The organism is Pseudomonas sp. GW821-FHT01E05 (assembly GCF_059422425.1).
On record NZ_JBWKWW010000015.1, the window covers coordinates 47,094 to 62,200 of the forward strand.

Here is a 15,107-nt window from a genome sequence, read left to right on the forward strand (position 1 = left end):
TTGCTGGATCTTAACTGCAATCATCAACGGCAAATTCCAATTATGCCGTGCTGAGAGCCAGGTTGATCCACCGTTATAACAAAGAGGTAACCATGGAACTTAGTATGCTTTCTTCGTCGACCGTGGAGTTTTTGCGTTTGGGCGTTGTATATGTCCACCTTATTGCCTGCTGTGTGGCAATCGGGCTGGTTTTGACCAGCGATATTGCAATGGTCAAGCAACTCCTGAAGGGGGATGCGTCAGGTCAGCATGATGACGCGCACATGGAAAGTCTTCAAAAAACCGTAGTGCTTGCCCTTGTAGCGCTTTGGATTACGGGCATTGGTATTGTCGGGATAGATTATGCCGGCAAGGGGATGGAGTATTTCCTCAATCCAAAGTTGCAAGCCAAGATCGGCATAGTTGTACTGCTGACCATTAATGGCGTCGTGTTGCATAGCGCGGTATTGCCTGCTCTGAAAAAAGCCGGTTCGTTACTGAAACTCTCCTTCAGCCTGCGCATGCTGGCGCTGTTCTCGGGGGCGTTCTCTGGCGTGTCGTGGTTCTATGCCGCAATGCTGGGTGTTGGTCGTCCGTTGGCCTGGAAATACTCGTTGGTGGAGTTGCTGGCAGCCTATCCGGTCCTCATCGTCGGTGGATTCGGGATGATGGTGATGCTCACCATCTGGGCCAAAAACAAGAGCACGGCAGAATCTACGGAGCAAGGCACCAGGACAGTAGGAAACGCCGCCCTGGCTGGATGGTGAAGCCAGGTTGAACAAGGACGTTCAGCTTTAGCCAATAAAACCCGCTGTTAGCAGTTCACAAAGTTTCACTTGAGGATACCCAAATGAAATCCATGAAAGCTCTCTTCGTCGTCGCCGCTCTGACCGTTTCTTCTCTGGCTATGGCCACAGGTGGCGGTGGTGACCGGACCATCGCACGCATGGAGAAAGCCCGGAAAGTCTCGATGGAAGCCTTCCAGGTTGCACAGAAACAGAAGGCTGAAGCCGCTGTAGCTCAAAGCAAAGCCAAGGCGACCGATCACGCCGACAGCTGATCGGTGTAGCGCGTCCCCCGGCTGACAGAAACGCGGGGAGCATGAAGAACTCGAGTCACCAAATGAATCAGCAGCCGACTTAGGTACGCTCATGACCATTGAGCATGCTTAAGCCGGCTCGCTAACTGGCGCGAAACGTTGTGCGTACTCCTTTGGACTCACCCCCATGCGTCGCACGAAGGCTTTTCTGAGCACGTCGACACTGTGGTAGCCGCATCGGCGCGCAACCTCCTCCATCGACCGCCTTCCCAGCTCTATTTGCCGACAGGCCGCTTCGACCCGAACGTCCTCGACGTACTTCGCAGGCGTTGTCTTGAATTCCCTCTGAAACATGCGGATCAATGTCCTCACACTTGTGGCGAGCTTGTCTGCAAGTATCTCGACCGTAAGCTCCGAATGTAGATGCTCACTGATCCATACGCATAACTCATCCAGGTTCGAACCGGTCGCATGCTGCGACTGGAGAGCAACGCTGAACTGTGCCTGACCGCCTGGACGTCGCAGAAACAGAACCAGGTTCTTCGCGATCTCCAAAGCGATGTCGTCTCCCAGGTCTTCGCTGACCAATGCGAGCGCAAGATCGATTCCCGCCGATATGCCTGCCGAGGTGTACAGGTTGCCGTCCTTGACCCAAATCGGGTCGGGATCTACCTGCACATTGGGATAGCGGTCAGCCAGGCTACGCGCCATCCGCCAGTGGGTCGTTGCCTTACGACCATCCAATAGTCCTGTCTCGGCCAAGGCGAACGCTCCGACACAGATCGAGCACACACGCCTGACGCTCTTGGCTCGCGTCCGGATCCACTCGATGGCGGTCTGATCCAGCTGATCCATGGCTTTCCAGCCCGACGTCACGATCAACGTGTCGATCGCCTTGTTTTCAAGACGTTCCTGTTCAAGCGTCTTGTGCGCCATGAGCGCGATGCCGGTGCTGCTCTCCAGGTGTTCATTGGTGCCCGCGCAAACGAGCTCAAGTACGTAGGGAGCAGAGTCGCCGCGATGCAGATTGTTCGCATAGGCAAACACCTCCGCCGGACCGATCACATCAAGCGAATCCACGGGCGGCAAACCCAAAATTACCACTCGTTTTTGCACCCCGCCGATAAGGGGCAAGCTTGATTTCGTCGTTTTCCGCACAGCGATCTCCCGCGTTGACCAGGCACACATATTGGCACAAATCATCTGTAAATAGTCAATTCTGCCAACCGCACCTATTTAGAATGAACTGCGAACCAACTTCATCTCCAGGAAGCAAACATGAGTACACCTGTCACCATCGGCGGCTTCAGCGCTCCAGACTCTGAACTCGCTCGCAAGGCCTCTGCCCTCGTCGAACGCGTCCACTCGACAGTGCTCCTGCACCACGTGCACCGGACGTGGTGGTTTGCCGAATTCCTCGGCCAGCAGCGAGGCCTGAAATACGACCGCGAGGCCGTCTATCTCGCCGCATTGCTGCACGACCTGGGCCTGACGCACGAATTTGCAGCCGACCAACGTTTTGAGGTCGATGGCGCCGACGCCGCCAGCCGCTTCCTGTTGGAAAACGGTTACCCGGAATCGAAGGCCGAGTTGGTTTGGGATGCGATCGCCCTTCACTCCAGCGCCGGCATCGCCGACCGCAAACAGCCAGAGATCGCCCTGATCTACATGGGCGCCCATGTCGACGTGATGGGATTACGGCTGGAGGAAATCACGCCATCGCTGGTCGAGGATACGCTGGCCCTCTACCCCCGTCTTGGAATGAAAGCCGCGTTTACCCAAGCGGTCGCTGAAGTGGCCAGGAAGAAACCTCACACTGCGATTGGCACTGGGCTCGCTGATGTCGGACGTCGACACGTGCACGGGTTCGATTGCCCGAATGTGTGCGACCTGATTGATCACGCTCCTTTCGACAGCTGACTGCGGTGCTGCCAGATGGCACTACTGCGCAACATTCGTGAATGGGTAACGCCTGATACGTGATATCGGCGCGAGCAATGTGTGTTCCTTTACTTTGGAGTATTCACCATGCAGCAACGTAAATACCTCGTCACCGGCGCTACGGGAAAAACTGGCGTCTACACCATTCGCCACCTTCTCAACGGAGGTCATGCGGTTCGGGCTTTCGTACATCAGGAAGACGAGCGCAGTGCAGCACTCAAGAGTGAAGGCGCCGAAATATTTGTGGGTGACCTTCTTGAACATGACGACATCATTCGTGCGATGGAGGGAGTCACAGGCGCCTATCTGTGCTACCCCGTGCGTCCTGGCTACATTCAGGCGACCGCCTATTTTGCCGATGCCGCCCGGCGAGCAGGCGTCGAGGTCGTGGTGGAAATGTCGCAGATTTCCGCGCGGGAAGATTCATTGAGCCACGCCGCGCGCGACCACTGGATCGCAGAGCGCGTACTCGACTGGTCGGGCGTGCCCACCGTCCATATCCGCCCGACATTCTTTTCTGAATGGTTGATCTTTCCGTGGGTGCTTGATCAGATCGTGAAGGAGAACAAGATCACGCTGCCATACGGTAGCGGACGACATGCACCGATCGCTGCCGAAGATCAAGCGCGACTGATCGCCGCCGTTCTCACGCAACCGTCTGGCCATATCGGGAAAACCTACCCGCTTTACGGCCCTGTCGAGATGAACCATCAAGAGATTGCTGATGAAATCAGCGGCATCACAGGTCGCACCATTACCTACAGCCCTTCGACCATCGAAGAGTATCGCCAGCATCTGGAGACCTACGATCTGCCGGAGTTTGTGATCCAGCATTTCCTTGCGGTCGCGATCGATTACCAGAACGGAATTTTTAGCGGCGAGGATGGGGTTATCGGTCAAATCACCGGACAAGCGCCTCAAACGGTGGGTGACTTCGTACGCGCCAACCGGCAAGCGTTCGGGGTGTGATCACCAGGGGCGCATGCGCTTGGTCTTGATGACCTTTGCATACGCCATTTTTTAAGTAAGCGTTCCGGGAAGCTCAAGCTGACACAGAACAAGACGGACAAGCGCTCTACACTGTCCAGATCAAGTAGCACCCACTGAATAGCCATTCATTCTTTCCAATGGAGTGCCTGATGAACACCGTAATAGAGCTGTATGGCGCTAATACCGGCAACAGTCTGAGGGCTGCAATAGCCTTGGAAGAAGCAGCTATCCCCTACACACCACGGAGACTGAATCTGCAAGCGAATGAGCAGCGCGACCTGGCGTACCTGGCGCTCAATCCGGCGGGAAAAGTCCCAACCCTGGTCGACCATACGTCGACACCGCCACTGGTCATCAACCAATCAAACGCAATCATTCAGTTCGCTGATGCCAAAGCTCCCGGCCGACTCGCACCAGCGCATCCTGGACCAGAGCGCGACAGAGTGTTTGATCGCTACTTCTTTTTCGTAACGGACGTAATCGCGCCTAGCCATGCAGCATTCTTCCTGCGCCAAGCGGGATTAAATGATGCGGCCACGCTCATCGATCTGCGGGTCATTGAACAACTCGTCTATGCAGAACGGTTTCTTACCGACGATTTTATGGCCGGAGATCAGTTTTCCATGGCGGACATCTCTGCCTTCACCATTGCGGCATCAATTCGTGACCGGCTGGATTGGGCAGCGCTTCCACGCTTATCACGCTGGTTCGACGCGATCGAAGCCAGGCCCGCCGTGCAGCAAGGATTGAAAGCGTTCCAAAGTCACTAAGCGCTACCCTGCAGACCTTTTTGTGTGCGCTAAAGAGTTCGACGACGCCTGCCCTGACGTTGAAAAGCCATCCCGATGTGAAGAGCCACGCTTCAACGGATGCCGTTCCACTGGGTTAGTCATGGATAGAACCGGTCTCACCCGACTGGTTCTAAAGACCCAACGCAGGTTGTCCGTTCAGCCTGATTCCAATAACTCTTTGATAAATCCGGCACCAAGCCAGGGTTTAACGGACGAGTGGTCGAGAGCCTCAACCACGGGGGATTGCTGGTACTTGTCAGCGGCTGTGGCAACACCAGACAGGGGGCGTTCGTCCGGAGAAGTGAACTTCACCCTCACCGACGGTCACTAAGTCCCTGCAAGCGAACTCAAACAGAGGAACAGCCTTATGCAAATGGCCTCAGTTATCAGCGCGGTGATTTCCAGTCTCGCGCCAAGTGTATTCGCCCAGAGCGGCCAGCAAGACCCCGGTGCGAGCATCTCCGCCGTGGACTACCACTACGGGATGGAAATCGATGTGCAGAAGGTGCTGCAACGCACCGACACGTCCCAGAAGATAGGCGTGGTACCGGTGACTCTGGTCTACGAGGACAGCGAGGGCGAGTTGCACAAGATCCGTTTCCTCGAATGGGGCGGAAGCACAGCCAGCACCACCAGCGTTACCTGATTAGCCCTGTCGATAGGGGTGCAGGCTACGCGCCTGCTCAGCGTAGGTCTGTACCCTCGACTCGCTCCTGAAGCAGGAGCTCGTCCACCACCACGCGTCGGCCGGCTGAGTCAGCCAACGTCCGGATAGTGGCGATTGGCGCGAAGCCATCCATTCGACGCTGCTCCGCCTCCACGCCGCGGCCCCAGAAGCATCGGCGCACTTCCTCGCCGTGTCACGTCAGCTCGAAATAGCCTGGACCTGCCATGTTGGAAGATCACCGACCGTGATAGCACCATTGATGTGATGGAGCTGCGCAGGATTGATGTTGGAGAGGAGCAGTTGTAGCTGCGCCATCGACTACTGCGCCGAACTCCAAGGCGTGCATTCGCAGATGCGATCACGACCCTACGTGCGAAAGCTCTTCGTTAATGAATCGCTCTGCATTCTTCGCAGCGGTTGTCGCAAACTCGTAACAGACCCGGAAGTCCTGCTCTGTTACGGATGCAGATCCCTGCAAGTTCTCCAGGCAGCGCGTTAATGCATGCTTTATCAAGCCATCATTCAGAGCATTGCGGGCTGCCTCTTCACCTTCAACCGCTCGAATGGCCGCTTCGATTTCTTCGATCTGCTCAATCTTTGCCGCCAGCGCGACCCTGGCGAACTCATCTCGCTCGATGATTTTGGTCCAAGAGTGATCAACTATCAGCGTTTTCATAAATAGCCCCTGTCTTCCGGACTCATGCCGAGTCATCAACCAATAGCCCACAAACTCGAATCACGCCAGCCGGTGGGGATCCCCTATGTCCGCACAACAGAAGAAACCCCAGTTCATCCATGGCCAGCCAAGCATGGGTCTGCCCTTCCAGAAAGAGTGCCAACGCCGCCGACATCATCGAGCTTTACCAACGCCTTGCGGCCTGATCAGGCATCCCAGAAAACAAAAGCACCTGTGATGACCGGGATCCGCTCGGGATGAGCATGCCGCTGGCGCTCAAACCACCACCTCGTTTTCGTAACATCGAATCGGCGGTCTTGCTGAACTGAAAGCAGAAGCCCCGAAACGCCGAAGTGGCCACAATCCGGGCACCTCAGTTCTGTTCCATCAAGATCAGACTCAACTCTTAAAGCATCGACCCCGCAGACCAGGCATTCCATACGACTCTCCTTTTTTAGTTAATTGCTCAACTGTAGCTGATCCCTACTCACCCTCCACCACCCGGGCATGGCCCGGCATAGGACGCCCCATGCTCACAGAAAACCAAATCCCTCGCGCGTTCTATGTGCTGAGCCTGAAGCACACACCGCCGACTCAACGCCATCACTCTTTGGCGATCCGACGACAGCGGCTACTGCTGGACTCTGACCCGTGTCGGTCGCTACGACGAAGAGCGCGTGCTCGAGCATCTTGGCTACTACAACTCGGGTTGCTCGAACATTGTCGTCCCTATGGACCTGGCGGAGCAGCTTGCAATAGAACTCGAGTACGACAGCAAAGAGCATGGCATCCGCCTTCCGAATACCAGGGCGACTTGGAAGGCGTTGCTAGTCACGATCATTCGCGCGCCGGAGTACACGCCACAACCTGAATATCCAGGCGCCCGATCTCGAAAGGCATCCTAACCCCTTCCCCACCTTCTGCCGCCACGCGCGGCATAGTGCATTTGCGCCCGATCCGGGCAGAGGTATTCAATGAAGCGAGAACTGATAAAGAAACGATGTCCAACAGTGCTGAACCGTAAGTGACAAAGTCACTCGACCTTTTTTGCCCCCCTCCGACTTCCTGCGACCGAACACTATCCCAAACCTACCGGCATGAAACCCTCCACAACTGATCCAGCCTAGTCGTGTAACTCTCGCTCATTATCTCCCGTCGCCCCCAATCCAGATGACTCGACACGCTGGCACAGCAAAGCGTCCCCCTGCCCAAGCGCCAGTCAATCTGGTCCAGCACCGCCATGACCCTGGTGGACTCGGCCGGTTGGGAAATGGCGAAGAGGTCGTCGGTCAGGTTTGGTAGATCGACCACCACGCCGCTGGCTGTCGCCTCAGTAAAACTCTCGGTGGCTACAAAGACGATACCGCAGGGCTTACCACCGCCATCACAAAGGTAGAGGCCTATCCTGAATGACCCGTTTCATAACGAGGGTCGAGGTCAATCGTTGGACGTTGGGCAAGGTCGAAAGGCTCTCATCGTATAGCCGTTGGAAGGCCGGCAAATCCTGGGTGATGACGTGCAGCAGGTAGTCCGGTTCCCCGAATAACCTCTGGGCATCGACCACTTGCGCAATGTCAACGAGCGCCGTCTCGAAAGCCTCGACGGCTTGCCTGTCTCCCTCACGAAGCGTGGCAAACACCATGGCGGAAAAGTTAAGGCCCAATGCGCCCGGGTCCAACTGTGCTCTATAGCCGAGCAACACGCCCGACTCTTCCAGTGCCCGTACTCGTCGATGACAAGGGGAAAGACTCAGTCCCACACGCTCGGCGAGTTCGGTGACCGAAAGGCGACCGTCCTTTTGAAGCTCAGAAAGAATCTTTCGATCAATCCTGTCCATTTGGAAGAATCTCCCATCCTGTAGCGTTTTCATGACCATCTTTGAAAGTAAATTCTAACAAGATTTAACTATTATTCCTCACACCAATAATTGCCGCACTCCCTGGACCAAAGGAGCGGCGGCCTTTGATTCGCGGAGCGGGACGATGCACAGAGCGATGTGTCAGCAGCAAGAGTGGGTAACGCCATGACCTTGAGCGTTTTCGTTGCCTTCTGGGCGGTGTCGATTCTGTTCGTCATCACGCCAGGCGCAGATTGGGCCTACGCGATTTCAGCGGGCTTGAGGGGCCGGGTCGTCATACCCGCCGTGGGCGGGCTGTTGTCCGGTCATTTGATAGCCACCGTGATTGTTGCCGGTGGTGTCGGCACGCTGGTTGCCAACCACCCCGTTGCCTTGACGGTGCTTACCGTTGCCGGGGCGGGTTATCTGCTTTGGTTGGGCATCAACATGCTTGCCCGCCCCGCTACACCGCACGCCGATGACATTCAGGCCTCGGGCTCCTGGAAGCACTGGGCGATCAAGGGGCTTTGCGTGAGCGGGCTGAATCCGAAAGTGTTCCTGCTGTTCCTGGCGCTATTGCCTCAATTTACCGACGCTGCCGCTGCCTGGCCTGTGCCGATGCAGATGATTGCGCTGGGGCTCATCCACACCGTCAGTTGTGGCGTTATCTATCTGCTGGTCGGATTTGGCTCACAGGTCGTACTGCAGGCACGTCCCGCCGCTGCTCACTTGGTCAGTCGTTTCTCCGGAGCGGCCATGATCATCATCGCGATCGTTCTGCTCACCGAGCAGATGCTGGGTTAATCCATTATTTCAGCGAGACAACACCATGAGCGATCAACCCTCACCGTATGACAACGCCCAACAGGCGCCACGAGTCCGGATCCCGTATCTGAAACAAATGAAAGTGGAGGGCCGGAAATGGGCGATGCTCACCGCGTATGACATGTACAGCGCGGCCATTTTCGAAGAGGCCGGAATACCTGTCCTACTGGTGGGCGATTCCGCCTCTAATAATGTCTTCGGCAATGAGTCCACGCTATCCATCACCGTTGATGAACTTATCCCTCTGGTTCGCGCGGTCAGCCGTTCGACAAGGCGGGCACTGGTGATTGCGGATCTTCCTTTCGGCTCTTATCAGGCTTCGGCGGAGCAATGCTTCCACACTGCCGTCCGGTTCATGAAAGAAGGCGGTGCACATGCGGTCAAACTGGAGGGCGGGATCGAAATGCTGCCTCAGGTCGAGAAGCTCGCCTGCTCTGGCATACCCGTCATGGCACACATCGGTTTCACACCACAGATGGAACATCAACTGGGTGGCTACCGAGTCCAGGGTCGGGGCGAAGATGCGCAGCGCCTGATAGACAGTGCCAAAGCGTTTGAAGCAGCGGGCGCATTCGCTGTTTTGATTGAGATGGTGCCAGGAGATGTGGGTCGAGCGATCACTGAAGCCGTTTCAATTCCTACCGTCGGGATTGGCGCGGGTAGCCAATGCGATGCCCAGGTGCTGGTCTGGCAGGACATGGCCGGACTGCGCACAGGTCGTATGCCGCGATTCGTCAAGCAATACGCCGACCTTCGTTCGGTACTTCAGACGGCAGCAAGGGACTTTGCACTTGAGGTGGGTGCAGGAACATTTCCAGGCCCCGAACATACTTTTTAACCTCCCACCCTCACCGCCCAGGGAGTCTTTATGAAGAGCCCAAGAGAACGTGCTGCCGAAGATCTCCAGGTGGGAGACCGGTTCACGATAGTCCGCTGCTTTTCAGATGACGATATTCGTCAATTCGCGCAGATTTCTCGAGACTACAATCCGGTTCACTGCGATGCACGCTACGCCGAGATACGAAGGTTCAAGGCGCCCATCGCCCATGGCCTTCTGACAGCCAGCCTCGTCACCGAAATTGGCGGGCAAATCGGTTGGCTGGCAACAGGGATGAGTTTCGCGTTCAAACGACCGGTTTATGCGGGAGAACAGATCACCTGCCACTGGCTTATCGCTGACATCGATGACCGCGGTCACGCAAAAGCCGAAGTCAGGATACTCAATGCAGAGGGCATCACAGTGCTGGAGGCGACTACGACTGGAGTGCTACCCGGAACTGAAGAACGTGAACGCCTCAAACAGATGCTTTCTGATGGAGATCCCACCAACGGCGCTGAAGATTCCACCCAGAGCTAGCCGTTTTGTGGGGGTAAAAACGCGGACAAATAAAAAGGGGTCGCAAGATAAAATCTCGCAACCCCTTGAATAATATGGTCGGGACGGAGTGATTCGAACACTCGACCCCTAGCACCCCATGCTAGTGCGCTACCGGACTGCGCTACGCCCCGACTAGGCGTGAAACCTGTTCCTCACCTCGAGGAACGCTCAAGAATATATCGCAAGCTTTTGAAAACTGGAAGTATTTAAAAGCAGATATTTATTTCTTGAGTACCACCAGAACATCTTCCAGTTCGGCGATCATCTGGCGGATCATTTGTTTGTATTGGGTGGTGTCGTCTTTGGCTTCATCACCGGAAAGACGCAGGCGCGCTCCGCCGATGGTGAATCCCTGGTCATACAGCAACGCGCGGATCTGGCGGATCATCAGCACATCCTGGCGCTGATAATACCGACGGTTTCCGCGGCGCTTGACGGGGTTGAGTTGAGGAAACTCCTGTTCCCAATAGCGCAGCACGTGTGGTTTAACCGCACAGAGCTCGCTGACTTCACCGATGGTGAAGTAGCGTTTGCCTGGGATGACGGGAAGCTCGTCGTTATGACTTGGTTCCAGCATAAGCCTCAACTCGGGCCTTCAACTTCTGCCCTGGACGAAAGGTGACCACACGGCGAGCCGTGATCGGGATTTCTTCACCCGTTTTCGGGTTGCGGCCAGGCCGCTGGCGTTTGTCCCGAAGGTCGAAGTTGCCAAAACCGGACAACTTCACCTGCTCGTTGTCTTCAAGAGCGTGCCTGATTTCCTCAAAGAACAGTTCGACCAATTCCTTGGCCTCCCGTTTATTCAGGCCCAGCTCTTCATACAGACGTTCCGCCATTTCAGCTTTCGTCAGAGCCCCCATACGTCACTTCCTTAGCGTGGCGTTCAACCTTTGTTCGAGCGAGGTGAGGATGTTTTGCGTCGTGGTATTCACCTCATCGTCATTAAGAGTGCGCGATGGATGCTGCCAGGTCAAGCCAACTGCAAGGCTTTTTCTATGCGGATCAATGCCTTTACCCTGATACACGTCAAATAGCCTGAGGTCTGTCAGCCATTCACCTGCATTGTCACGGATTACGTCCAGTACGGCACTGGCTGCAACGTCTTTGTCTGCCAGCAGCGCAAGGTCACGACGCACTTCAGGAAAGCGCGATAACTCGTGGAACTCAGGCATTTTGCCCAACGCCACTTCGGCCAGAACCAGCTCGAAAACGAAGACCGGACGGTCGAGACCGAGGGTTTTCGACAATTCAGGGTGGATAGCGCCGATGTAACCGACTACGCGACCATCACGCTCGATACGCGCGGTTTGACCCGGGTGCAACGCAGGGTGGCTGCCCGGCACGAACGTGAACGCGTCCAGTGCACCGGCAAAGCCCAGTACTGCTTCCACGTCGGCCTTGACGTCGAAGAAATCCACGGTATCGCGACCTTGGGCCCAGCCTTCCGGCAGACGGCTACCGCACACCACACCGGCCAGCATCGGCTCTTGCTTGAGGCCTTCCAGCTGACCGACGAAGCGCAGGCCGCTTTCGAACAGGCGCACGCGATCCTGTTGACGGTTCAGGTTGTGCTGAAGCGCCTTGACCAGACCAGGCCACAGGGACGAGCGCATGGCGGCCATGTCGTTCGAAATCGGGTTGGCCAGCAACAAAGGCTCGACGCCGGGACTGAACAGCTCGAACTGTTTCGGATCGATGAAGCTGTAGGTGATCGCTTCCTGATAACCACGAGCCACCAGCAGACGACGCAGCTCAGGCAGATCGCTACGAGCTTCAGCCCTGGCTTGCGGCGCCAGACGGGCTTGCGGGTAGCGAACCGGCAGACGGTTGTAACCGTACAGACGGGCCAGTTCTTCGATCAAGTCGACTTCCAGGCTGATATCGAAGCGATGGCTTGGCACGTCTACGCGCCACTGCCCTGCCCCATCCGCGGAAATCGTCAGGCCCAAAGCGCCGAGCAGACGCTCGACTTCGGCCGAATCCATTTCCATGCCCAGCATCTGAGTGATCCGCTGAGCACGCAGGGTGACCGGCGCGATCTTCGGCAGGTGCTGCTCGCTGACGGCTTCGATGATCGGGCCAGCTTCGCCGCCGGTGATTTCCAGCAGCAGGCCAGTGGCGCGCTCCATGGCTTCACGGGCCAGTTGCCAGTCCACACCACGCTCGTAGCGGTGCGAGGCGTCGGTGTGCAGGCCATAGGAACGGGCCTTGCCAGCGACGGCAATCTGATCGAAGAACGCGCTTTCCAGGAATACATCGCGAGTGGTCGCCGAAACACCACTGTGCTCGCCACCCATCACGCCGGCAATCGCCAGGGCGCGGGAGTGGTCGGCAATCACCAGCGTATCGCTACGCAGGCTGACTTCCTGACCGTCGAGCAGAACCAGCTTCTCGCCTTCTTCAGCCATGCGAACGCGGATGCCGCCATTGATTTCGGCGAGATCGAAAGCGTGCAACGGTTGACCCAGCTCCAGCATCACGTAGTTGGTGATGTCGACGGCGGCGTCGATGCTGCGCACGTCGGCACGACGCAGACGCTCGACCATCCACAGCGGCGTAGGCCTGGACAGGTCGACGTTGCGGATCACACGACCCAGGTAACGCGGGCAAGCAGCTGGTGCCAGAACCTCAACCGAACGCACTTCGTCGTGCACGGCTGGAACAGTGGCAATGACCGGGCGCGTGACTTCAGCAGCGTAGAGCGCACCGACTTCACGGGCCAGACCCGCCAGGGACAGGCAGTCGCCGCGATTCGGGGTCAGGTCGACCTCGATGCTGGCGTCTTCCAGATCCAGGTAGACGCGGAAGTCTTCGCCAACCGGTGCATCGACCGGCAATTCCATCAGGCCATCGTTGCCTTCACCGATTTGCAGTTCGGCCTGGGAGCACAGCATGCCGTTGGATTCAACGCCACGCAGCTTGGCCTTCTTGATTTTGAAGTCGCCTGGCAGTTCGGCACCGATCATGGCGAACGGGATCTTCAGGCCAGGGCGCACGTTTGGCGCACCGCATACCACCTGGAAGGTCTCCGAGCCATTGCTGACCTGGCAAACGCGCAGCTTGTCGGCGTCCGGGTGCGGCTCGGTGCTCAGCACCTCGCCCACGACCACGCCGCTGAATTCACCGGCGGCCGGCGTAACGCTATCGACCTCAAGACCGGCCATCGACAGACGAGCAACCAGCTCGTCGCGATTTACCTGCGGGCTTACCCAGCCGCGCAGCCATTGTTCACTGAATTTCATCCTGCTCTCCTAAGAATTCGTTACGACTAGCGAAATTGCGCGAGGAACCGCAAGTCGTTGTCGAAGAACAGACGCAAGTCGTTCACGCCGTAACGCAGCATGGCCAGACGCTCAACGCCCATGCCGAAGGCAAAGCCCGAGAACTCTTCCGGGTCGATCCCGGACATACGCAGCACGTTCGGGTGAACCATGCCGCAGCCCATGACTTCCAGCCAGCCAGTCTGTTTGCAGACACGGCAGCCTTTACCGCTGCACATCACGCATTCCATGTCGACTTCGGCGGATGGCTCGGTGAAGGGGAAGTACGAAGGACGGAAACGCACTGCCAGTTCTTTTTCGAAGAACACGCGCAGGAATTCCTCGATGGTCCCTTTCAGGTCCGCGAAATTGATATCGCGGTCGACCAGCAGGCCTTCGACCTGGTGGAACATCGGGGAGTGGGTGATATCCGAGTCGCTACGGTACACCCGGCCTGGGCAGACGATGCGGATCGGCGGCTGTTTCGATTCCATGGTGCGGACCTGTACCGGCGAGGTATGGGTGCGCAACAGCATGTTGGCATTGAAATAGAAGGTGTCATGCATCGACCGGGCCGGGTGATGGCCTGGGATGTTGAGCGCCTCGAAGTTGTGATAGTCGTCTTCGACCTCAGGGCCTTCGGCGATGCCGTAGCCAATATGAGTGAAGAACTGTTCGATACGTTCCAGAGTGCGGGTAACCGGATGCAGACCACCAGAGGTCTGACCACGGCCCGGCAGGGTCACATCAATGGACTCGGCGGACAATTTGGCAGCTAGATCCGCCTCCTCGAACAACGCCTTGCGCGCATTGAGAACCTCTGTCACACGCTCCTTGGCAACGTTGATCAGCGCACCGACTTGCGGACGCTCTTCAGCCGGCAAATTCCCCAGGGTCTTCATCACCTGAGTCAATTCACCCTTTTTGCCAAGGTAGTGAACCCGGATTTGCTCCAGGGCATTGATGTCTTCAGCGCTTTGCACAGCCTCTAGAGCTTGAGAGACCAGCGCATCCAGGTTTTCCATGTACAGACTCCAGATACAAAATAGGGGAAGAGCTTGAAGGCTCTTCCCCTATTTATGACGTTTAACACCTGAGCCCACAGAGGTGAGCCCGGGTGACTGTCGGGGGTACTTAAGCCAAGGTGGCTTTAGCTTTCTCGACAATCGCAGCAAACGCCGCTTTTTCGTTCACTGCCAGATCAGCCAGAACCTTACGGTCGATCTCGATGGACGCTTTTTTCAGGCCGGCGATGAAACGGCTGTAGGACAGACCGTTGATACGAGCACCAGCGTTGATACGAGCGATCCACAGAGCGCGGAACTGACGTTTTTTCTGACGACGGTCACGGTAGGCGTACTGGCCTGCCTTGATTACCGCTTGCTTGGCAACACGGAATACGCGTGAACGCGCGCCGTAGTAGCCTTTAGCAAGTTTCAGAATTTTTTTGTGACGCTTACGGGCAATGACGCCACGCTTTACACGAGCCATGAGTTACTTCCTCTATTCTTAACCAAAAATTAACGAAGGCGCAGCATGCGCTCGACTTTTGCCACGTCGGACGGATGCAGCAAGCTGCTACCGCGCAGTTGACGCTTACGCTTGGTCGACATTTTGGTCAGGATGTGGCTCTTGAAAGCGTGCTTATGCTTGATACCGTTAGCAGTTTTCAGAAACCGCTTAGCAGCACCACTTTTAGTTTTCATCTTTGGCATGTTCGGATA

Annotated in this window: 19 protein-coding genes, 1 tRNA gene and 1 pseudogene; 9 read left to right on the forward strand and 12 right to left on the reverse strand. The window is 56.6% G+C overall.

Going from position 1 to position 15,107, the window contains the following annotated elements:
* Positions 1–92 precede the first annotated feature (92 nt).
* On the forward strand, positions 93–746 hold the full coding sequence (locus tag AC07W5_RS26315; protein WP_495024589.1) for a hypothetical protein: 654 nt from the start codon (positions 93–95) through the stop codon (positions 744–746).
* Between the two features lie 83 nt (positions 747–829).
* Positions 830–1,039, forward strand: coding sequence for a co-regulatory protein PtrA N-terminal domain-containing protein (locus tag AC07W5_RS26320; RefSeq protein ID WP_494994748.1), 210 nt, complete (start codon positions 830–832; stop codon positions 1,037–1,039).
* Between the two features lie 108 nt (positions 1,040–1,147).
* On the opposite strand, the gene AC07W5_RS26325 is transcribed toward AC07W5_RS26320, so the two are convergent.
* The gene (locus AC07W5_RS26325) at positions 1,148–2,221 is read right to left on the reverse strand and encodes a GlxA family transcriptional regulator (protein WP_495024590.1); all 1,074 of its coding nucleotides are present in this window, start codon (positions 2,219–2,221) and stop codon (positions 1,148–1,150) included.
* A 75-nt stretch (positions 2,222–2,296) separates the two neighbouring features.
* On the opposite strand from AC07W5_RS26325, the gene AC07W5_RS26330 reads away from it, so the two are divergent.
* The 4 genes from AC07W5_RS26330 to AC07W5_RS26345 all read left to right on the forward strand — a co-directional run bounded on the left by AC07W5_RS26330 (position 2,297) and on the right by AC07W5_RS26345 (position 5,386).
* A complete protein-coding gene (locus tag AC07W5_RS26330) occupies positions 2,297–2,938 on the forward strand; it encodes an HD domain-containing protein (protein WP_495024591.1) in 642 nt (213 codons plus the stop codon).
* Positions 2,939–3,046: 108 nt separating this feature from the next.
* Positions 3,047–3,928, forward strand: a complete 882-nt coding sequence (locus AC07W5_RS26335; protein ID WP_495024592.1) for an NmrA family NAD(P)-binding protein — start codon at positions 3,047–3,049, stop codon at positions 3,926–3,928.
* 170 nt (positions 3,929–4,098) lie between these two features.
* Positions 4,099–4,719 (forward strand): glutathione S-transferase family protein, encoded by a 621-nt coding sequence (locus AC07W5_RS26340; protein WP_495024593.1) that lies wholly within the window; start codon positions 4,099–4,101, stop codon positions 4,717–4,719.
* 388 nt (positions 4,720–5,107) lie between these two features.
* Positions 5,108–5,386, forward strand: a complete 279-nt coding sequence (locus AC07W5_RS26345) for a DUF2790 domain-containing protein (protein WP_495024594.1) — start codon at positions 5,108–5,110, stop codon at positions 5,384–5,386.
* 379 nt (positions 5,387–5,765) lie between these two features.
* Here the strand turns inward: AC07W5_RS26345 and AC07W5_RS26350 are convergent, their stop codons facing one another.
* The 4 genes and pseudogenes from AC07W5_RS26350 to AC07W5_RS26365 form a co-directional block, all read right to left on the reverse strand.
* Complete coding sequence (locus AC07W5_RS26350; RefSeq protein WP_495011745.1) at positions 5,766–6,083, reverse strand: hypothetical protein; 318 nt, start codon at positions 6,081–6,083, stop codon at positions 5,766–5,768.
* Positions 6,084–6,289: 206 nt separating this feature from the next.
* A complete protein-coding gene (locus tag AC07W5_RS26355) occupies positions 6,290–6,523 on the reverse strand; it encodes a hypothetical protein (RefSeq protein WP_494994741.1) in 234 nt (77 codons plus the stop codon).
* A 649-nt stretch (positions 6,524–7,172) separates the two neighbouring features.
* Positions 7,173–7,373 (reverse strand): annotated as a pseudogene (locus AC07W5_RS26360) (DUF4113 domain-containing protein); the annotation flags it as partial.
* 94 nt (positions 7,374–7,467) lie between these two features.
* A complete protein-coding gene (locus AC07W5_RS26365; protein ID WP_495011726.1) occupies positions 7,468–7,920 on the reverse strand; it encodes an Lrp/AsnC family transcriptional regulator in 453 nt (150 codons plus the stop codon).
* A gap of 186 nt (positions 7,921–8,106) precedes the next feature.
* On the opposite strand from AC07W5_RS26365, the gene AC07W5_RS26370 reads away from it, so the two are divergent.
* The 3 genes from AC07W5_RS26370 to AC07W5_RS26380 are packed head-to-tail and all read left to right on the forward strand — an operon-like array spanning position 8,107 to position 10,102.
* On the forward strand, positions 8,107–8,724 hold the full coding sequence (locus AC07W5_RS26370) for a LysE family translocator (protein WP_495011725.1): 618 nt from the start codon (positions 8,107–8,109) through the stop codon (positions 8,722–8,724).
* A gap of 25 nt (positions 8,725–8,749) precedes the next feature.
* On the forward strand, positions 8,750–9,583 hold the full coding sequence (gene panB, locus AC07W5_RS26375; protein ID WP_495024595.1) for a 3-methyl-2-oxobutanoate hydroxymethyltransferase: 834 nt from the start codon (positions 8,750–8,752) through the stop codon (positions 9,581–9,583).
* A gap of 30 nt (positions 9,584–9,613) precedes the next feature.
* On the forward strand, positions 9,614–10,102 hold the full coding sequence (locus tag AC07W5_RS26380) for a MaoC family dehydratase (RefSeq protein ID WP_495024596.1): 489 nt from the start codon (positions 9,614–9,616) through the stop codon (positions 10,100–10,102).
* A gap of 75 nt (positions 10,103–10,177) precedes the next feature.
* Here the strand turns inward: AC07W5_RS26380 and AC07W5_RS26385 are convergent.
* From AC07W5_RS26385 to rpmI, 7 genes are all read right to left on the reverse strand, one after another.
* Positions 10,178–10,254 (reverse strand) — tRNA-Pro (locus AC07W5_RS26385).
* A gap of 89 nt (positions 10,255–10,343) precedes the next feature.
* Positions 10,344–10,700 (reverse strand): MerR family transcriptional regulator, encoded by a 357-nt coding sequence (locus AC07W5_RS26390; protein ID WP_003179985.1) that lies wholly within the window; start codon positions 10,698–10,700, stop codon positions 10,344–10,346.
* Positions 10,681–10,983 (reverse strand): integration host factor subunit alpha, encoded by a 303-nt coding sequence (gene ihfA / locus AC07W5_RS26395; RefSeq protein WP_002553164.1) that lies wholly within the window; start codon positions 10,981–10,983, stop codon positions 10,681–10,683. The genes AC07W5_RS26390 and ihfA overlap by 20 nt, the downstream gene beginning before the upstream one ends.
* A 3-nt stretch (positions 10,984–10,986) precedes the next feature.
* Entirely contained in the window at positions 10,987–13,365 is a 2,379-nt protein-coding gene (pheT, locus tag AC07W5_RS26400; RefSeq protein WP_495024597.1) for a phenylalanine--tRNA ligase subunit beta, read from the reverse strand.
* Between the two features lie 26 nt (positions 13,366–13,391).
* Entirely contained in the window at positions 13,392–14,408 is a 1,017-nt protein-coding gene (gene pheS / locus AC07W5_RS26405; RefSeq protein ID WP_007905876.1) for a phenylalanine--tRNA ligase subunit alpha, read from the reverse strand.
* A 109-nt stretch (positions 14,409–14,517) separates the two neighbouring features.
* A complete protein-coding gene (gene rplT / locus AC07W5_RS26410) occupies positions 14,518–14,874 on the reverse strand; it encodes a 50S ribosomal protein L20 (protein ID WP_007905879.1) in 357 nt (118 codons plus the stop codon).
* Between the two features lie 29 nt (positions 14,875–14,903).
* Positions 14,904–15,098: a 50S ribosomal protein L35 gene (gene rpmI, locus AC07W5_RS26415; RefSeq protein WP_002553160.1), complete on the reverse strand. Its 195-nt coding sequence runs from the start codon at positions 15,096–15,098 to the stop codon at positions 14,904–14,906.
* Positions 15,099–15,107: the final 9 nt, after the last annotated feature.